Source organism: Coprobacter secundus subsp. similis (genome assembly GCF_015097275.1).
GTDB lineage: Bacteria > Bacteroidota > Bacteroidia > Bacteroidales > Coprobacteraceae > Coprobacter > Coprobacter secundus.
The window spans coordinates 2,606,831-2,622,638 of sequence record NZ_AP023322.1 but is presented as its reverse complement, the minus strand read 5'-3'; the positions used below and the strand labels follow the sequence as shown (position 1 = coordinate 2,622,638).

The window sequence follows — 15,808 nt, the reverse complement described above, 5'->3', positions numbered from 1 at the left end:
ATTGGTATAGATAAGAAATGAGACAGGAATAGAATAAGAAAATAACAAAAGCGGAGAGAGTTTTTCAACTTTCTCCGCTTCAGTACCCAGACCCGCATTTGAAATATATAAATTGGGAACAATCCTATTAAATAGAAAATCAAAGAAAAATAAAGCATTATACACTAATATTCAATACATTATAAACACACACTTAGTTAATTCTATTTAATCGGATTGAAATAAATTCGGGATGATTGGGAACAATTTGGGAACAATTTATATATTTGTACCGTTACTAAAAATCCCGATTATGAAAGCAACAGCCTTTATCCGAAAATCCGCAAGTAAAAACGACACCAATAGTGTAGCTACAATCTATTTCCGATTAAGAGATGGTAAAAAGGACATTAAAGCTGCCAGTGAGCTGACAATTAACCCAAATCACTGGAGTAGCGAGAAGCAAGGTTATAAAGACAGAGTAGCCCTTGTTCATGAAGAAAAGAAACTGGCACTGAACAACGAAGTACAGAACATCATCAACCTGATAAGTCAAGAGTACACACCGGAAGCTGACAGCGAATGGCTAAGCACACTCATAGACAAATATCATCATCCAAACAGATATAAAACAGAAGAAGAGATTGCAGCGGAAACCAAACCCACCTTGCTGGATTTGTTTGCTGAATTTCTTGTCAAGCATAAATTATCAGAAGTTCGCATCAAGAACTTTCGAGTAGTACAACGTGCGTTAGCACGTTATGAACTATATGTAAGGGCAACGAAGAGAGGACAAAAGGGCTTTATCCTTGACGTGGATTTGGTAACACCTGACACGCTTCGGGATATGTGGGATTTCTTTCAGAACGAATACCAGTACTATGAACTTTACCCGAGCATTTATGAAGCCATTCCCGAAAAGAGGACACCACAACCCAGAAGCAAGAACACGCTGATAGACTGTTTTTCAAGAATACGTACATTCTTCTTGTGGTGCTTCGATAACAAGCGTACCACAAACAGACCTTTCGACAAATTCCCGATAGAAGAATGTACATACGGTACACCTTATTATATAACACTTGAAGAGAGAGATAGAATTTTCAATGCCGACCTTTCAGCTACCCCACAACTGGCAATACAGAGAGATATATTCATATTTCAGACACTGATAGGATGTCGGGTGAGCGACCTCTACCGAATGACCAAACTAAATGTGGTCAATGAAGCCATAGAGTATATTCCCAAGAAAACCAAAGAGGGGAATCCGGTTACGGTACGTGTTCCACTTAACGACAAAGCGAAGGAAATCCTTGAACGCTACAAAGAATATGAGGGAAAACTGTTGCCGTTCATATCCGAGCAAAAGTACAATGATGCCATAAAAAAGATATTCAAGTTGGCTGGAGTTGACCGCATCGTAACAATCTTAGACCCGTTGACGCACAACGAAATCAAACGACCAATTTATGAAGTGGCAAGCAGCCATCTGGCAAGACGTACATTTATCGGCAATATCTATAAAAAAGTGAAAGACCCGAACCTCGTTTCCGCACTGTCGGGACACAAGGAGGGAAGTAAAGCTTTCAGACGATACAGAGATATTGACGAAGAAATGAAGAAAGACCTTGTAAAACTATTAGACTGATACTTGTATGGGACAACAAGAATATGATAATTTCAAAAGACTGATAAAGGAATGGCTCGACAGCCATCCGGATGAATATGCCGATTTCGTAGAAGAAATGAACGACAAGAAGTTCAAAGGATTCTTCAATATTTTCAATACGGCTGTAAGGCTTGTTCCGAAATATAAAGAAGCAGCACGCAAGAGAATAGGCGATGATAGAAACCCTGATTTCGAGGAATTGGAAAATGTCCTTTTACAATCAGACCTTGCCGAGAAGATAGTGAATGAGTTTCATACCCCGAACAAGAGAAGCATTGTTCCTGCCATGCTTGCATGGCTCTATTACGGACGAAGCTATGAATGCATGGTGGAACAGGGTGAGGAACTGACCAAAAAAAAGGATATTCCCACCTTATACAAATGGCTTGTTTCCGGCATGGTCAAGTTCATTATCAGAAAAAGCATCGCCAATGGCATGAGAACCAAAGAGGACTGGCAAGTATTCAGGAAGCAACAGAAAGCCATTGAGGAAAATACTCTTGTGGAATGGGCAATAGAAGAAGATGAAGACATGGACGAGGAAGAAACAGATATGTTGCAGGAAGAACAGCCAAAGACCGCAGGGCGCAAAGCCGACACACGCACGTTGCCCGAACTTCTGATAGAAAGGCATGACATACTGATTGAAAGAATTGGCACACGATTAAAAACCCATGCTACGGAAACAGATATAGCACGGCTGTTTATCGCACTGGTGGAATACCGCTTTATGCGGAAGTGTCCCATCAAGACTTTCAGAAACGCACTGCACGAGCAATTCAATGAACAAGAAATCGTCCACGAAAGAGGCATTCAGAAAGCATACAAAAATCTCATTTCACCACTCGGAAACAGCAAGAAACTGGTAAAAGACATTGGTGAAGACCATGAAGCCATCGAGGAATTGAAAGCCTATCTATCCAATTGAAACTCGTTTAATTCGCTTTTCGTTTTTACGAATTTAACGAATTGAATATCATTGTTTTACGATTGTTTTTCATTATATATTTGCGCCACTATCCTAATCGGGGTAGTGGCTTTTCGTTTATAATACTGCCGAAACGAGAAGTCTTACAACCGGCAGTTTCAAGAAGCCTATGACAGACATATTGGCAATTATCCAAAACGGAAACGGCAACATCAAGTTGGAAGTAACAGGAGAAGATTTGCTATTATTCTCCAACCAGTTAATCAGCCGTGCGAAGCATGAACTTTCTACCGCCATTGCGGAAGCAAGAAAGGAGAAGTATCTAACCAAAGAGGAAGTGAAAACGATGTGCGGTGTTTGTGATACCACACTCTGGCACTGGTCTAAGAAAAACTATCTGAAGCCTGTAAAGGTTGGAAACAAGGTCAGATACCGACAATCCGACATTCAGAGAATTTTAGGTGAACACAACCCTTTAATCTAAGCCTATGAAGGAGGAAGAATATATGCGCGTAGGAACAACTTTGTACAAGGTGGTCAATCAGCCATGCGCTAATGGCGGTTATGAAAAGAAACGTGTCGTATGGAACAACAGCACATTACGGCAGGACTATGGAAAGAACTATCTTGCCACCGTCCCCAAGTATGACGGCTTTTGCACCGTTCCCAACCATTTGAACTACCAAAAGGAGATTGAGGGATTTCTGAACCTTTACGAGCCTATAGAGCATAAACCGCAGCAGGGGGACTTCTCCCACATCCAATCCTTGATGCGGCACATCTTCGGGGAACAATACGAGCTGGGTATGGACTATATGCAACTGCTGTATCTACAGCCGACACAGAAGCTGCCTATTATCCTACTTGTTTCAGAAGAACGAAACACAGGCAAAAGCACGTTCTTGAACTTCCTGAAAGCCGTGTTTGAGAACAACGTGACTTTCAACACCAACGAAGATTTCCGCAGCCAATTCAATTCCGACTGGGCAGGAAAGCTGCTAATCGTCGTGGACGAAGTTTTGCTCAACCGCAGGGAAGACAGCGAACGGTTGAAAAACCTGAGCACCACTTTCACCTACAAGATGGAAGCCAAAGGCAAAGACCGAACGGAGATTGCTTTCTTCGCCAAGTTCGTGCTATGTTCCAACAACGAATATCTGCCCATACTCATAGACGCAGGAGAAACACGCTACTGGGTGCGGAAGATAATGCCGTTGCAGAGTGATGATACCAACTTTCTGCAAAAGCTAAAAGCGGAAATACCCGCATTTCTTTATTTCCTGACCCAAAGGGAACTATCCACAACACAGGAAAGCCGTATGTGGTTCAACCCAAGACTGACACATACCGCAGCCTTGCAGAAAATAATCCGAAGCAACCGCAACCGACTGGAAATAGAAATGACCGAGTTGTTGCTTGACATCATGTCGAACATGAACGTGGAAAGCGTATCATTCTGCCTGAACGACCTTGTAACCTTGCTACTCTATTCACAGGTCAAGGTTGAAAAGTATCAAGTGAGGAAAGTTGTGCAGGAAGTATGGAAACTTACTTCCGCACACAATTCGCTATCCTACACCGCTTATGAGTTCGCACCCCATCGTGAGTGCCACTATGAGCCGAAAAGGAAAACTGGTCGGTTTTATACGGTAACGAAAGAACAACTGACCGCTATCTAATTATTTTGATGAAATGATGAATAAGGGAAGTAATATATTGCCTTACAGATAGATATGTATTCATCAAACACTCATCAACAACGATTGCTGATGAAAAAAGAAAACATCATTTCTCTTTTGGCAAGCAATCTGATGAGAAAAAGATGAGCCGATATAACGCTGTTTAACAGTGTGTTAAATTCCAAATTCATCAAATCATCATTTTTTCATTCACCAACAAATCCGCAAGAAAATGACAATAGAAGAAGCTAAAAGCATACGAATAGCTGACTACCTGCACAGCTTGGGTTATTCACCAGTAAAGCAACAAGGTATCAACCTTTGGTACAAATCTCCGTTTCGGGAAGAGAGTGAAGCATCGTTCAAAGTGAATACCGAACGTGAACTATGGTATGACTTCGGTTTGGGAAAGGGCGGAAACATCATTGCACTGGCTGCACATCTGTACGCTACCGACCATGTACCTTACATCTTGAAACGGATAGCAGAGCAGACACCGCACGTGCGCCCGGTATCTTTTTCTTTTGGCAAGCAAAGCTCTTCTGAGCCGAGCTTCCAACAGTTGGAGATTATTCCACTGTCATCTCCTGCCCTGCTTGCCTACTTGCAAGGTAGAGGAATAAATACAGAACTGGCGAAAAGAGAATGTAGTGAAGCCCGTTTCACCCACAACGGCAAGCGGTACTTTGCCATCGCCTTTCCCAATGCTTCGGGTGGGTTTGAGGTTCGCAACCGCTATTTCAAGGGCTGCATCGCTCCAAAGGAAATCTCCCACATCAGACAGTCTGGGAAAGCGAGGAATACCTGTTATGTGTTCGAGGGATTTATGGACTACCTCTCCTTTCTGACATTGAGACAGGAGAGCTGCCCAAATTATCCGGAGTTGGACGGACAGGACTATATCGTATTAAATTCCGTATCGAATGTGAATAAAGCTCTCTATCCGTTGGGCAGCTACGAACGCATCCACTGTTTTTTTGATAACGACCATGCAGGCATGGAAGCCCTCCAACAAATCCGCAAGGAATACGGCAGAGACCGATACATCCGTGACGCTTCACAGACTTACAGCGGATGCAAGGACTTGAACGAATACTTACAGAAACAGGCTGAGAAAAAAGGGCAGCTCCAATCTGTCAAAGAAGTGAGCAGCCAGTCACCGAAAAAGAAAAACGGCTTTCGGTTATAGCCCACTATAACTACACGCTCCGCTTTCGTAGTTGTGGGCTCTCCCGAGGGGATTAGGGCTTTGCCCTAATGACCCACTCAGGGCGTTTCACCCCTGAGAACCCCGAGCAAAGAGTGACCCTCTCTTTGCAATCTCCGCTTATGGGTTACCCCTAAGAAATCTCGTGCAAATGAGAGCAGAGGCAAGCTTGCTTGACCTATGCCGAATGCAGCCGAGATTCATAAAATAACCCCTCTGCGAAAGCGAGCAGAATAATCAATTGCAAACAAAGAAAAGAAGCTATGGCAACAAAATCAAGCATACATATCAAACCTTGCAGAATCGCATCGAGCGAGGCGCACAACCGAAGGACTGCCGAATACATGCGCAATATCGGAGAGTCCAGAATCTATGTCGTTCCCGAACTTTCCACCGATAACGAACAGTGGATAAATCCCGACTTCGGCACTCCCGAACTGCGAACTCATTATAACAATATCAAGCAAATGGTCAAGGAAAAGACCGGACGTGCCATGCAGGAAAAGGAAAGAGAACGTAAGGGAAAGAATGGAAAGATTATCAAGGTGGCGGGATGTTCACCCATCCGTGAAGGAGTATTGCTCATCAGACCGGACACCACACTAACTGATGTACGCAAATTCGGTGAAGAGTGCCAAAGACGCTGGGGCATCACTCCGCTACAAATTTTCCTGCACAAAGACGAAGGACATTGGCTGAACGGTCAGCCGGAAGCGGAAGATAAAGAGAGCTTTCAAATCGGGGGCAGATGGTTTAAGCCGAACTATCATGCTCATATCGTCTTCGACTGGATGAACCACGAAACTGGAAAGAGCCGAAAGCTCAATGATGAGGATATGGCAACCATGCAGACCCTTGCTTCCGATATTCTGCTGATGGAACGTGGGCAGGCAAAAGCTGTCACTGGTAAGGAGCACTTGGAGCGAAACGATTTCATCATAAAAAAACAGAAAGCCGAACTGCAACGTATAGAGGAAACCAAGCGACACAAGGAGCAACAGGTAAGCCTTGCCGAGCAGGAACTCAAACAAGTAAAAGCAGAGATACGCACGGACAAACTCAAAAGTGCAGCTACCGATGTAGCCACTGCCATAACCAGCGGTGTCGGTTCTCTTTTCGGAAGTGGTAAATTAAAAGATTTGGAACAAGCCAACGAAAGTTTACGCTATGAAATTTCCAAGCGTGACAAAAGCATTGATGACTTAAAAGTTCAGATGCAACAAATGCAGGAACAGTATGGCAGACAAATTCGTAATCTTCAAGGAGTACATAATCAAGAACTTGAAGCCAAAGACAAGGAAATATCACGATTGAGTACCATTCTCGAAAAAGCATTCTGTTGGTTCCCATTGCTCAAAGAAATGCTGAGAATGGAAAAACTATGCTATGTCATTGGCTTTACCAAGGGGATGGTTGATTCTCTTTTATACAAAAGGGAAGCAATCAGGTGCAGCGGAAAAATCTATTCCGAAGAGTATAGACGGAGATTTGAAATAAAAAATGCCACTTTCAAAATTGAGCAAAGTCCGGTTGATGGGAACAAGTTGGTACTAACCATAAACCGACAGCCAATAGGTGAATGGTTCAAGGAGCAATGGGAGATACTAAGGCAAGGTTTGCGACAGTTTGCGGAAGAGCCCCCAAAAAGTAGAGGAATGAAGCTATAAACCATCTATATTGCTGAATCACAAAAGAAATGCACTTCATTATAGGCTAATGAATGGCATTTTTTATAATTTTGTAACTGGAGTATTTTAATTAGTATCCTTGTACATATGGAACAACATAAGCTATTAAAAGAATATCTTGAAATCTTTTCACGGTTTTCTGCAAATGGACTTTCCAAGCAGCAACGTAAGCAGCGGCATGTTTTACTTTCTACATGGGAAAAGAATATATATAGTGAGCCATTGCCTACACTCGAAGAACTTGAAGAGTTTAGAAAATTGCATGGTAATTATTGCCTCAATCCTATTTTTGTACGGAAAGCTATTGTTCAAACGGTCCAAAAGGATATTGAAGCAGGAGGTATTGAGGGTATTCGTTTCCTATTCAGATGCTTTCAAGGTCATGAAGGGACTTATTGCAATACTAATAATGTACTCTATATGTTTTGCGAAGTTCTTCGTTTTGAATATCAGCCACGACAATTAGCAGATAAACTATTGGATCAATATCCTGACAATGAATTTGCTATAAAATACAAATATCATACTTTGAAATACTTTTTAGAGTTCTCTTTACACGAAATGCCGACAGGTGTACTTAATGGTATGGACGGTGCGGACATAGATGATATTTCTGGAATGTTACTTTCGGTTGATGAATTTCAAGTTATATCCAATAGATTAGGATATGACGACAAGGCTCTGATAAATGAATGCCGTATCTTCTATCCTGCATACAAGGAATACCTTCAATGTTATACCCAGTATAACGGCTTTGAGGATTATTTGATAAAGAACGAAGTTTTAAATCATGAAGCTTACTGATAAACATTATTACAATCAAGAATTCAAGAAAACTCCGTTTTATAATGGAGGCTTTGTTGTATGGTGGACAAACAAGATTTTTGAACGATGTCGTTTTGAAGGTTGCGACTTTACCGGTGTTGTAGCAAGAGGCTGTTACTTTAATGACTGCGTTTTCAAAAGAGGAAAGCTACAGCATTTTTATATAGGTTCTACCACACTTGTATTGCACCGTAGAACAGTTTATCATCATTGCACATTCGAACGAGTAAAGTTGCGTCATTTCGGAATTGCAGATTTTTATAACTGCACATTCATTAATTGTGATTTCCAAACAGCCTTTATTGCTGCCTCATTTGCTCATTGCAATTTTATCGGAGAGGTTGCCAACTGTGTGTTCTGTGGTCCTCAATATGATAGATATTATTATGAAAATCGGCTCTATTATTGGGTTTCCAATAAAGGTAAGTTACATGATGTGGATTTTACCAAAGCAAGTCTGATCGACGTTGACTTTCGCGGTGGCATAGATTTATCAACGACTAAATTCCCGACAGATTATGAAACTGACCGATAAGCGATTTTGGATATTTGAAGCAATCGTGTTGGCATGTACTACGATGTGCATTTTTATCATGTGGATCAATCATCTCATTTTTTTTAACTTAATGGTCGTTGTGTTTTATATTTTATTCCTTGCCGGTGGCATCATAGCGTGGAAGTTATATAAAGGCAACCAATGGTGGAAATTAGCTGGATATTTGTTCCTAATTACAACGGCAATTCTTTCCTTTGGACTGTTCTGCTTTGTGTGGGATTGGAATGATAATGGTGGATGCCCTGCGAATATTCCTCCTGACGAAGGATCTTATATTACTGCTAATGAACTGGTCGGAATTATAATGCTGTTATGGACTATATTCGTTCCTATACTCTCTTGCGCCATTTCATATATAGCCAAACGATTATTATATACAAACAAAGAGATTAAGAATGATATTTCGACAGAAAAGTAATGAAACAATGAAAAGGGATGCTAAATCCCTACCAAAATTAAATATTAAACGACAGGTCGTTACACATTAATTAGAAATTACTAACGATACTTATGGAGAAAAAGATACAAGTGAAGAAACAAAAGAAATCCCGTGAGACCTTCTGGAACAAGTTCAGGAGGAATCCTTTGTTTTATCTGTTTCTGCTGTTTTTTTTGATAAAAGGAGGTTATGAAACCTACAACAATTATCGTTTGGGAAGAGACGGAATATGTACTACGGCTGTTATATATAAAAACGGCAAGAGATGTTATATGCACTATAAATTTCAGGTTGATGGCGTTGCCTACTATGGTAAAGAATGGACAAGTAAAACCATTGGAGATACCGTGTCAATAGTGTATTTGCCATCCAATCCGAAAATCAATAGAAGCAACAAGATAATCAAAAAGAATTGTAATAAATTGTAAGTAGCTACTTTTTAAACGAATGGTATGAAAAAGAAGAAGATTACAAAATACAAAATTTACAGGAATCAAATAATGAATTCTAAATCTCTTTTTTGAAGCAAATCGAGCCATTCCATCATTGTTATTATGACCGATATATAAAAAACAATAACCCTGAAGTTTGCTTGTTCAGCAGGGACAACAGGGTCTTACGTTTGCAAATATAGTTATTAATTTCTATTTTTGCAAGAGAAATCTTGTTTTTAAACTTATACCAAATGAAATATGACGAATGTTTGCAGGTACTATCCCCGGCAAGATTAAATAAATACGCACAAGCAAGTGGCTATGAAAAAGCCAAAACCTTGCGCCTATACCAATATAACATCAAGTTGAGCCAACGTTTTTATGGGGTTATCGGTATGTTTGAGATAATGCTACGCAATGCTATAAACGCTCACTACAAACAATACTTCAATGATGATAATTGGATAATCAACCAAGCAAGACCCAATGGATTGCTTGAACAGGAAGCATCCGAAATAGTACGCATACAGCGCACTTATACCAATATGGGGGTGTACAACAACGATAAGATGGTAGCTTCCTTTACATTTGGTTTCTGGACTTATCTGTTTACAAGACGCAATTACCGCATAGGAGGAAAAACACTTCTTCAAATATTCCCCAACAAAGCGCATGGTTTAAAGCAAACAGACATCTACAACCAACTAACTGCCATCCGTGAATTTCGTAACCGAATAGCACATCATGAACCTATCTGCTTCAACGCTACACGTGCCATAGATACAAAATATGCCAAAGAGCATTATGAGTTAATACGAACCTATATAGAATATATGGGATTTGATTCAGATTCTGTATTGCGAATGGTAGAAAAGCCCGATTCTATACTAAAAGTAATAGATGGCATGAAATAAATGCCACATCTTTGGTGGAATGCATAAGGATGATTGGGAACAATTTGGGAACATCTCCGACAAAAAGAAAAAGCTAAGTAATAAATTATCAATTACTTAGCCTTTCTTTCTGTACCCAGAGCCGGTACATAAGTATGAACCAGTTCCTATTTTCATGATCATTTTACATACCCCTTTTTTTTCATCTTGCCACTCCTGGCCTTCTTCACAATTAATGTCAACCATGCAACTTCCTGAAATATTTTCAGTGTTATCATTGTCTTCTCTTATTTCGAGATGATTATATCCATAACCGATTTCTTCAATCTCAATGCAGGGTTTATCGGAAGATGACTGTTCATTGGAGGCAACGTATTCGAGGATAACTTCTTCACCTGCAACGAACTCTGTTACGAATTTTCCGCCTTTAGGATTGGTGTAATGATCAAATGCTCCAAGTATTTGGGTATGTTGAGCATTGTATATATATAATTTTCCGCCTTCAGGTATGTAAAATTTATTATAATATAGAGCTATTGCGAGAGCATTATTTGCAGAAATATGTATTTGCCAAATTTTTTCTCCTCCAGGTAGTGTTTTCCAAATTCCATTGTTGGAGATAGATAGACCTGCAGGTAATAATATGGCTATACGAGGTGGATTACCATCTTGTTCGTTTAATAAATCGTCAGATAAAAGATCATCGATACTAAAAGGCACATAAATATCATGAATATCGGAAATAGAACTGCGCGTTTGTGGATATTTGAAGCTTGGAGGTATACCTCCAATTCCCAATTGGGCATGGGTTCCGGTAACTAGGCACAATAATAATATGAATATTGCCCCCAAACGAAATATATAAGAACGATATGCCATGCGTAATAATGACTATTTTTCCGGCTGCAATAATACAATTTTTTTGTTAAAGATGAATCAAATGTCCGTTAATAACCATTTATATATTTATTCCTTCTTTAAATTGAAATGAAGAATTTTGTGTATGGATTACAGAGTTGATATGTTGACGTAGATTTATATCTTTAGGTAAATTCATTTTAGTTCGTATATTACTTCGTATAGTAGTAACAGTGGATAAGGTTATGTTTAATGCTGCACTAATTTGGGAAACCGTCATTCCTCGAATAATGAAAAGGCAAACTTCAAGTTCGCCACAAGTCAAGTTCGGATAGTGAGAAAGAAGGATGGGAGAATATATTTGCTCATCTCTGACTAGTTGACGGGCTTGTGAAGCAATACGCTGAGAAATATTTTTATTTATTAATTTTAGTACTGATAATGTTTTATCTGCGGAGATATGTTTGTTTTTGAGGCTTTCTATGAGCACATTCCAGTCTTGATGGCCGAGGTGGGCAAAATCTATGATTTCATTTTTTTCATCTTGAAGCGATATATCCTTATCTTCGATCAAATAGAGCGTGTTATATATTTTATTTCCAAGAATTGCTAATCCTAAAAAAGCTAATATTACAATATAAGTATATTGGGATAGATGGATATTTTGCGTAATGATTGTGCTCACAATATAAGTTACAACTGACAATATAGAAATGTAGAATGTGGAAAAACGTAGATATGCTAATACTGCACCGGAAGTTAAAATCATCATAATGGTTAGACGAGTAAGTATAAATAAAGATGATTGTTGTAGGTTCACGGTAGCCTCGTAAATCATCTCAGCTGCAACTTCTGTAGACATAATTAATAAGAAAGCATTTATAGCTTTCCTATATGAAACTTTTTTTGTAAAAGAAAGGATGTGTAAAAGTGCTATAACAATAAGTTGTAGAATATTACCGTAAGTGTAAAATTCGGAGTTGATTCCGGTATCGAAAATAAGTGCAATCATTACTCCTGCTGTGTAACAAACACTCATATAAAAGAAAGCAAGTTTGGCTTGTTTATTGAGGAATAGATATCTTTTATTGTTTTTTTTATATTCAGAGTTATTATTGTCAGAAATATTAGTGATATTCATACATTATTTTTCTTTTCGATTTAAATGTTTCCACATTTTTTTATTATTCCATTTTAACCGTCCTAGAAATGTTCGTAAATCTGGAAATCGTGTATAATGCCTTTGTACATCGATAGAGAGGGGATCTGCAAAAAAAGATAATAATTCGCTCTCTTTACCAAATTGTTCAGGATAGAGAACAACTAAGTTATTACCTGCAAAATAACGAGATAAGAATCCTGGCAACTTATCAAACTCAGGATTATGGGAGACAGATGTTCTTCGAGCACTAACAACAATAAATAAATCATCTTGTAATACTATTCCGGTAAGCATAAGAATGTCTTCCCAGTTTTCAAGAATTTCAAATTCATTTCTAATGCGATATCCTCCTTGTTTCAATACAGCTTTTAGTTGTACAATAGTGCTAGGGTGAGCATAGAAGATAGCTCGACATCCTATTTGTTTTGCCATATTGGCTATTCTATCTATCCATTTTACGAATCCAGTTTCAAATTCTGCTTTTTCGGGTACCGCAATGACAATTCTGGTGATTGTATTGATAGGTATAATGCATTTTGCGATAAATATCATTTTATTTGTCCCTTTTAGTAGGGATTCTGTTTTGTTCCCGAAAAAGCTATCTACAATATTTGCTTTGTGATGTAGTCCGATAACAAGTTCCGAAATATCTTTTTCTTTCATTGAGTGTAGTATACCACTGGCAATATTAATATCAAAACGATAAATAGGTTCGAGCCGGGTATCAGCTGAAGAGGCAACTTTTGCTGCCGTTCGTAATGCATTTTTTGCTTTAAACCCGGGACCATCGCCTGCATTTGTGTCATCGGTTACATGTATGGCATAGAGAGGGCTTTTCTTTTTGGGGCTTTTTAGTAATAATGCTATGTTAATTAAGTTTTCTATAGTAGCAGGATTGGCAACGGGGATCAATATTCTTTCTTCTCCAGTATCTAAGTTAGTAGTTTGGTCTTCGGTCATTTGTCGAGTCACTATTTTTCTTGCAGCTTTTTCTGTTACAAATGAGCTAATAGTACAGGTGACCAATATCATAACGATAGTCCCATTGAGGACATTAGTATTGAAAATACCTAAATCGTGCCCAATGAGTACAGCTGCTAATGTCGCTGCCGCTTGGGCATTACTTAGCCCAAATATCATATCTCGGTCTACTTTAGGAAGTTTGAATGTCTTTTGCGTGAGCCATGCTGCTATCCATTTGGACAAAGTTGCTACGATGGACATATTTAATGCGACAATAATTGCATCACTACTATTAAATACTACTTGAAGGTCGATAAGCATACCCACTCCAATAAGAAAATAGGGTATAAAGAGAGCATTTCCTACAAATTCGATTCGATTCATTAACGGAGAAACTGCAGGTATGAAACGATTTAGAACTACACCTGCGAAAAATGCACCGATTATTGCTTCCAAGCCTGCGATTTCGGCAAGAAATGATGCTGCAAAAACTAAAGCTAAAACATAAATATATTGTGTAACATTATCACTGTATTTTTTAAAGAACCAGCGGGTTATCCTTGGATATGCATATATGATAAATGCGGTATATACAGTTACGGATAGAGTAAGCCGTATCCAGAAAACATTATTGATATTACCTTGTGCCATTCCGGCGATTACGGCAAGGATAATAAGTGCTCCTAATACAGTTATGATAGTTCCTGCAATCGTCGTTGTTACAGAAGTTTCTCTGGCTACCCCGTATCGGCTGACTATCGGATATGCAACTAAAGTATGGGATGCATACATACTTGCCAATAAAATTGAAGTTGTCCAATTAAAGTGCAGAGTATAGTAACTAATAAAAGTTCCTATAATCATTGGAACTAAAAAGGTATATAATCCAAAGACAATACCTTGAGTTTTATTTTTTTTGAAGTCGTTGATGTCCATTTCGAGCCCTGCGAGAAACATGAGGTATAATAACCCTACATTTCCGAATAATTGAAAGCTACTATCTCGTTCAAGTAGCCCAAATCCATATGGCCCAATGATAATTCCTGCAATAATGAGTCCAATAATATGAGGTATGCGTAACCTGTTGAGTAGAAGTGGTGCGAACAAGATAATGGTCAGTACTATAAAGAATATTAGCACAGGATTGGTAAATGGAAGTGCAGGTAGAGTACTGGCTATATCCATGGTTAAAGTTATTTATATTTGCTGAATAGATTTTCTATTTTTTATATGACAAAAATAGAAAAAAATGTTTAATGAAAAAAGAGTAGAATACTTACAATTTATAATATAATAAAGGCCTATATATAAATTTTTGATGTTATCTGCTTGGAATCTTGCAAAATGTTTTAATTTTGCGAGAATAATGCAAATAATGTAATGAATTTGAGGCTTTGGGAACCTCAATAAACAAGAAAAATAATAAATATCTAAATTGAAGAGAAAATGAGAGTAGCTATTGTAGGTGCAAGTGGAGCAGTAGGACAAGAGTTCCTTCGTGTGTTGGACGAGAGAAATTTTCCATTGGACGAGTTGCTGCTATTTGGTTCTAAACGTAGTGCTGGAACTTTGTATACATTTCGTAATAAAGAAATTATAGTAAAAGAACTCCAGCACAATGACGATTTTAAAGATGTAGATATTGTCTTTACATCAGCCGGAGCTGGAACCTCTAAGGAGTTTGCCCAAACAATAACTAAATATGGTGCTGTAATGATAGATAATTCAAGTGCTTTTAGGATGGAAGATGATATCCCTTTGGTTGTTCCCGAAGTAAATGGGGCTGATGCTAAGATGCGTCCGCGTGGTATTATTGCAAATCCAAATTGTACAACTATACAGATGGTTGTAGCTTTACAAGCAATAGAGAATATTTCACATATAAAAACGGTACATGTATCGACTTATCAGGCTGCTAGTGGTGCAGGTGCAGCTGCTATGGCGGAACTTAAACATCAGTATGAACAGCTGATTAATGGAGAAACTCCTACGATAGAAAAATTCGTATATCAACTGGCTTATAATGTTATACCTCAGGTAGATGTCTTTACAGACAACCTTTATACAAAAGAAGAAATGAAAATGTATAATGAAACACGTAAGATTATGCATTCAGATGTAAAAGTCAGTGCAATGTGTGTACGGGTTCCAGTAATGAGGGCTCATTCAGAGTCTATTTGGATTGAGACAGAACGCCCGGTGTCTGTGCAGGAAGCAAAAGAAGCTTTTGCAAAGGCCGATGGTGTTATATTGATGGATGAACCTGAAAATAAGCGATATCCAATGCCATTAGATATTGCTGGAAAAGATGGTGTATATGTAGGACGTGTGCGTTCAGATATATCGAATCCTAAAGGGTTGACTTTCTGGGCAGTGAGCGATCAGATTAAAAAAGGTGCAGCCTTAAATGCTGTGCAGATAGCAGAATACTTAATAAAAGAAAATGCGTTGTAAATTTTATAGTCAGGCAAGAAACGGGGAGAAAACTGAGAGAATGTTTGCTCCCCGTTTTTCTTTTTTTACCTTTG

The 15,808-nt window shown here is 38.8% G+C and carries 15 protein-coding genes; 12 read left to right on the top strand and 3 right to left on the bottom strand.

The window, feature by feature from the left end; genetic code table 11:
• Nucleotides 1-292 precede the first annotated feature (292 nt).
• From Cop2CBH44_RS10665 to Cop2CBH44_RS10615, 11 genes are all read left to right on the top strand, one after another.
• On the top strand, nucleotides 293-1,627 hold the full coding sequence (locus Cop2CBH44_RS10665; RefSeq protein WP_007763430.1) for a site-specific integrase: 1,335 nt from the start codon (nucleotides 293-295) through the stop codon (nucleotides 1,625-1,627).
• A gap of 7 nt (nucleotides 1,628-1,634) precedes the next feature.
• Entirely contained in the window at nucleotides 1,635-2,576 is a 942-nt protein-coding gene (locus Cop2CBH44_RS10660; protein ID WP_181995823.1) for a DUF6043 family protein, read from the top strand.
• A 169-nt stretch (nucleotides 2,577-2,745) separates the two neighbouring features.
• Nucleotides 2,746-3,060, top strand: a complete 315-nt coding sequence (locus tag Cop2CBH44_RS10655; RefSeq protein ID WP_117859757.1) for a helix-turn-helix transcriptional regulator — start codon at nucleotides 2,746-2,748, stop codon at nucleotides 3,058-3,060.
• Between the two features lie 4 nt (nucleotides 3,061-3,064).
• Nucleotides 3,065-4,255, top strand: coding sequence for a primase-helicase family protein (locus Cop2CBH44_RS10650; protein WP_117859758.1), 1,191 nt, complete (start codon nucleotides 3,065-3,067; stop codon nucleotides 4,253-4,255).
• 232 nt (nucleotides 4,256-4,487) lie between these two features.
• Nucleotides 4,488-5,444, top strand: a complete 957-nt coding sequence (locus tag Cop2CBH44_RS10645) for a toprim domain-containing protein (protein WP_117859759.1) — start codon at nucleotides 4,488-4,490, stop codon at nucleotides 5,442-5,444.
• 281 nt (nucleotides 5,445-5,725) lie between these two features.
• Nucleotides 5,726-7,129 carry a mobilization protein gene (locus Cop2CBH44_RS10640; RefSeq protein WP_117859760.1) on the top strand — a complete coding sequence of 468 codons (1,404 nt, stop codon included), beginning with the start codon at nucleotides 5,726-5,728 and terminating at the stop codon, nucleotides 7,127-7,129.
• Nucleotides 7,130-7,237: 108 nt separating this feature from the next.
• Nucleotides 7,238-7,954 carry a hypothetical protein gene (locus Cop2CBH44_RS10635; protein WP_117859761.1) on the top strand — a complete coding sequence of 239 codons (717 nt, stop codon included), beginning with the start codon at nucleotides 7,238-7,240 and terminating at the stop codon, nucleotides 7,952-7,954.
• Entirely contained in the window at nucleotides 7,941-8,510 is a 570-nt protein-coding gene (locus Cop2CBH44_RS10630) for a pentapeptide repeat-containing protein (RefSeq protein ID WP_117859762.1), read from the top strand. The genes Cop2CBH44_RS10635 and Cop2CBH44_RS10630 overlap by 14 nt, the downstream gene beginning before the upstream one ends.
• Nucleotides 8,494-8,949, top strand: coding sequence for a hypothetical protein (locus Cop2CBH44_RS10625; protein WP_117859763.1), 456 nt, complete (start codon nucleotides 8,494-8,496; stop codon nucleotides 8,947-8,949). Before Cop2CBH44_RS10630 ends, Cop2CBH44_RS10625 begins: the two co-directional genes overlap by 17 nt.
• 92 nt (nucleotides 8,950-9,041) lie before the next feature.
• The gene (locus tag Cop2CBH44_RS10620; protein WP_117859764.1) at nucleotides 9,042-9,398 is read left to right on the top strand and encodes a hypothetical protein; all 357 of its coding nucleotides are present in this window, start codon (nucleotides 9,042-9,044) and stop codon (nucleotides 9,396-9,398) included.
• 257 nt (nucleotides 9,399-9,655) lie between these two features.
• A complete protein-coding gene (locus Cop2CBH44_RS10615) occupies nucleotides 9,656-10,318 on the top strand; it encodes an Abi family protein (RefSeq protein ID WP_117859765.1) in 663 nt (220 codons plus the stop codon).
• Nucleotides 10,319-10,414: 96 nt separating this feature from the next.
• Here Cop2CBH44_RS10615 and Cop2CBH44_RS10610 read toward each other — a convergent pair whose 3' ends face one another.
• From Cop2CBH44_RS10610 to Cop2CBH44_RS10600, 3 genes are all read right to left on the bottom strand, one after another.
• Nucleotides 10,415-11,176 (bottom strand): hypothetical protein, encoded by a 762-nt coding sequence (locus Cop2CBH44_RS10610; protein WP_200754774.1) that lies wholly within the window; start codon nucleotides 11,174-11,176, stop codon nucleotides 10,415-10,417.
• 79 nt (nucleotides 11,177-11,255) lie between these two features.
• The gene (locus tag Cop2CBH44_RS10605) at nucleotides 11,256-12,296 is read right to left on the bottom strand and encodes a helix-turn-helix transcriptional regulator (RefSeq protein WP_021929257.1); all 1,041 of its coding nucleotides are present in this window, start codon (nucleotides 12,294-12,296) and stop codon (nucleotides 11,256-11,258) included.
• A gap of 3 nt (nucleotides 12,297-12,299) precedes the next feature.
• Entirely contained in the window at nucleotides 12,300-14,465 is a 2,166-nt protein-coding gene (locus Cop2CBH44_RS10600) for a cation:proton antiporter (protein ID WP_021929256.1), read from the bottom strand.
• 261 nt (nucleotides 14,466-14,726) lie between these two features.
• Between Cop2CBH44_RS10600 and Cop2CBH44_RS10595 the strand changes: the two genes are divergently transcribed.
• A complete protein-coding gene (locus Cop2CBH44_RS10595) occupies nucleotides 14,727-15,734 on the top strand; it encodes an aspartate-semialdehyde dehydrogenase (RefSeq protein ID WP_021929255.1) in 1,008 nt (335 codons plus the stop codon).
• Nucleotides 15,735-15,808: the final 74 nt, after the last annotated feature.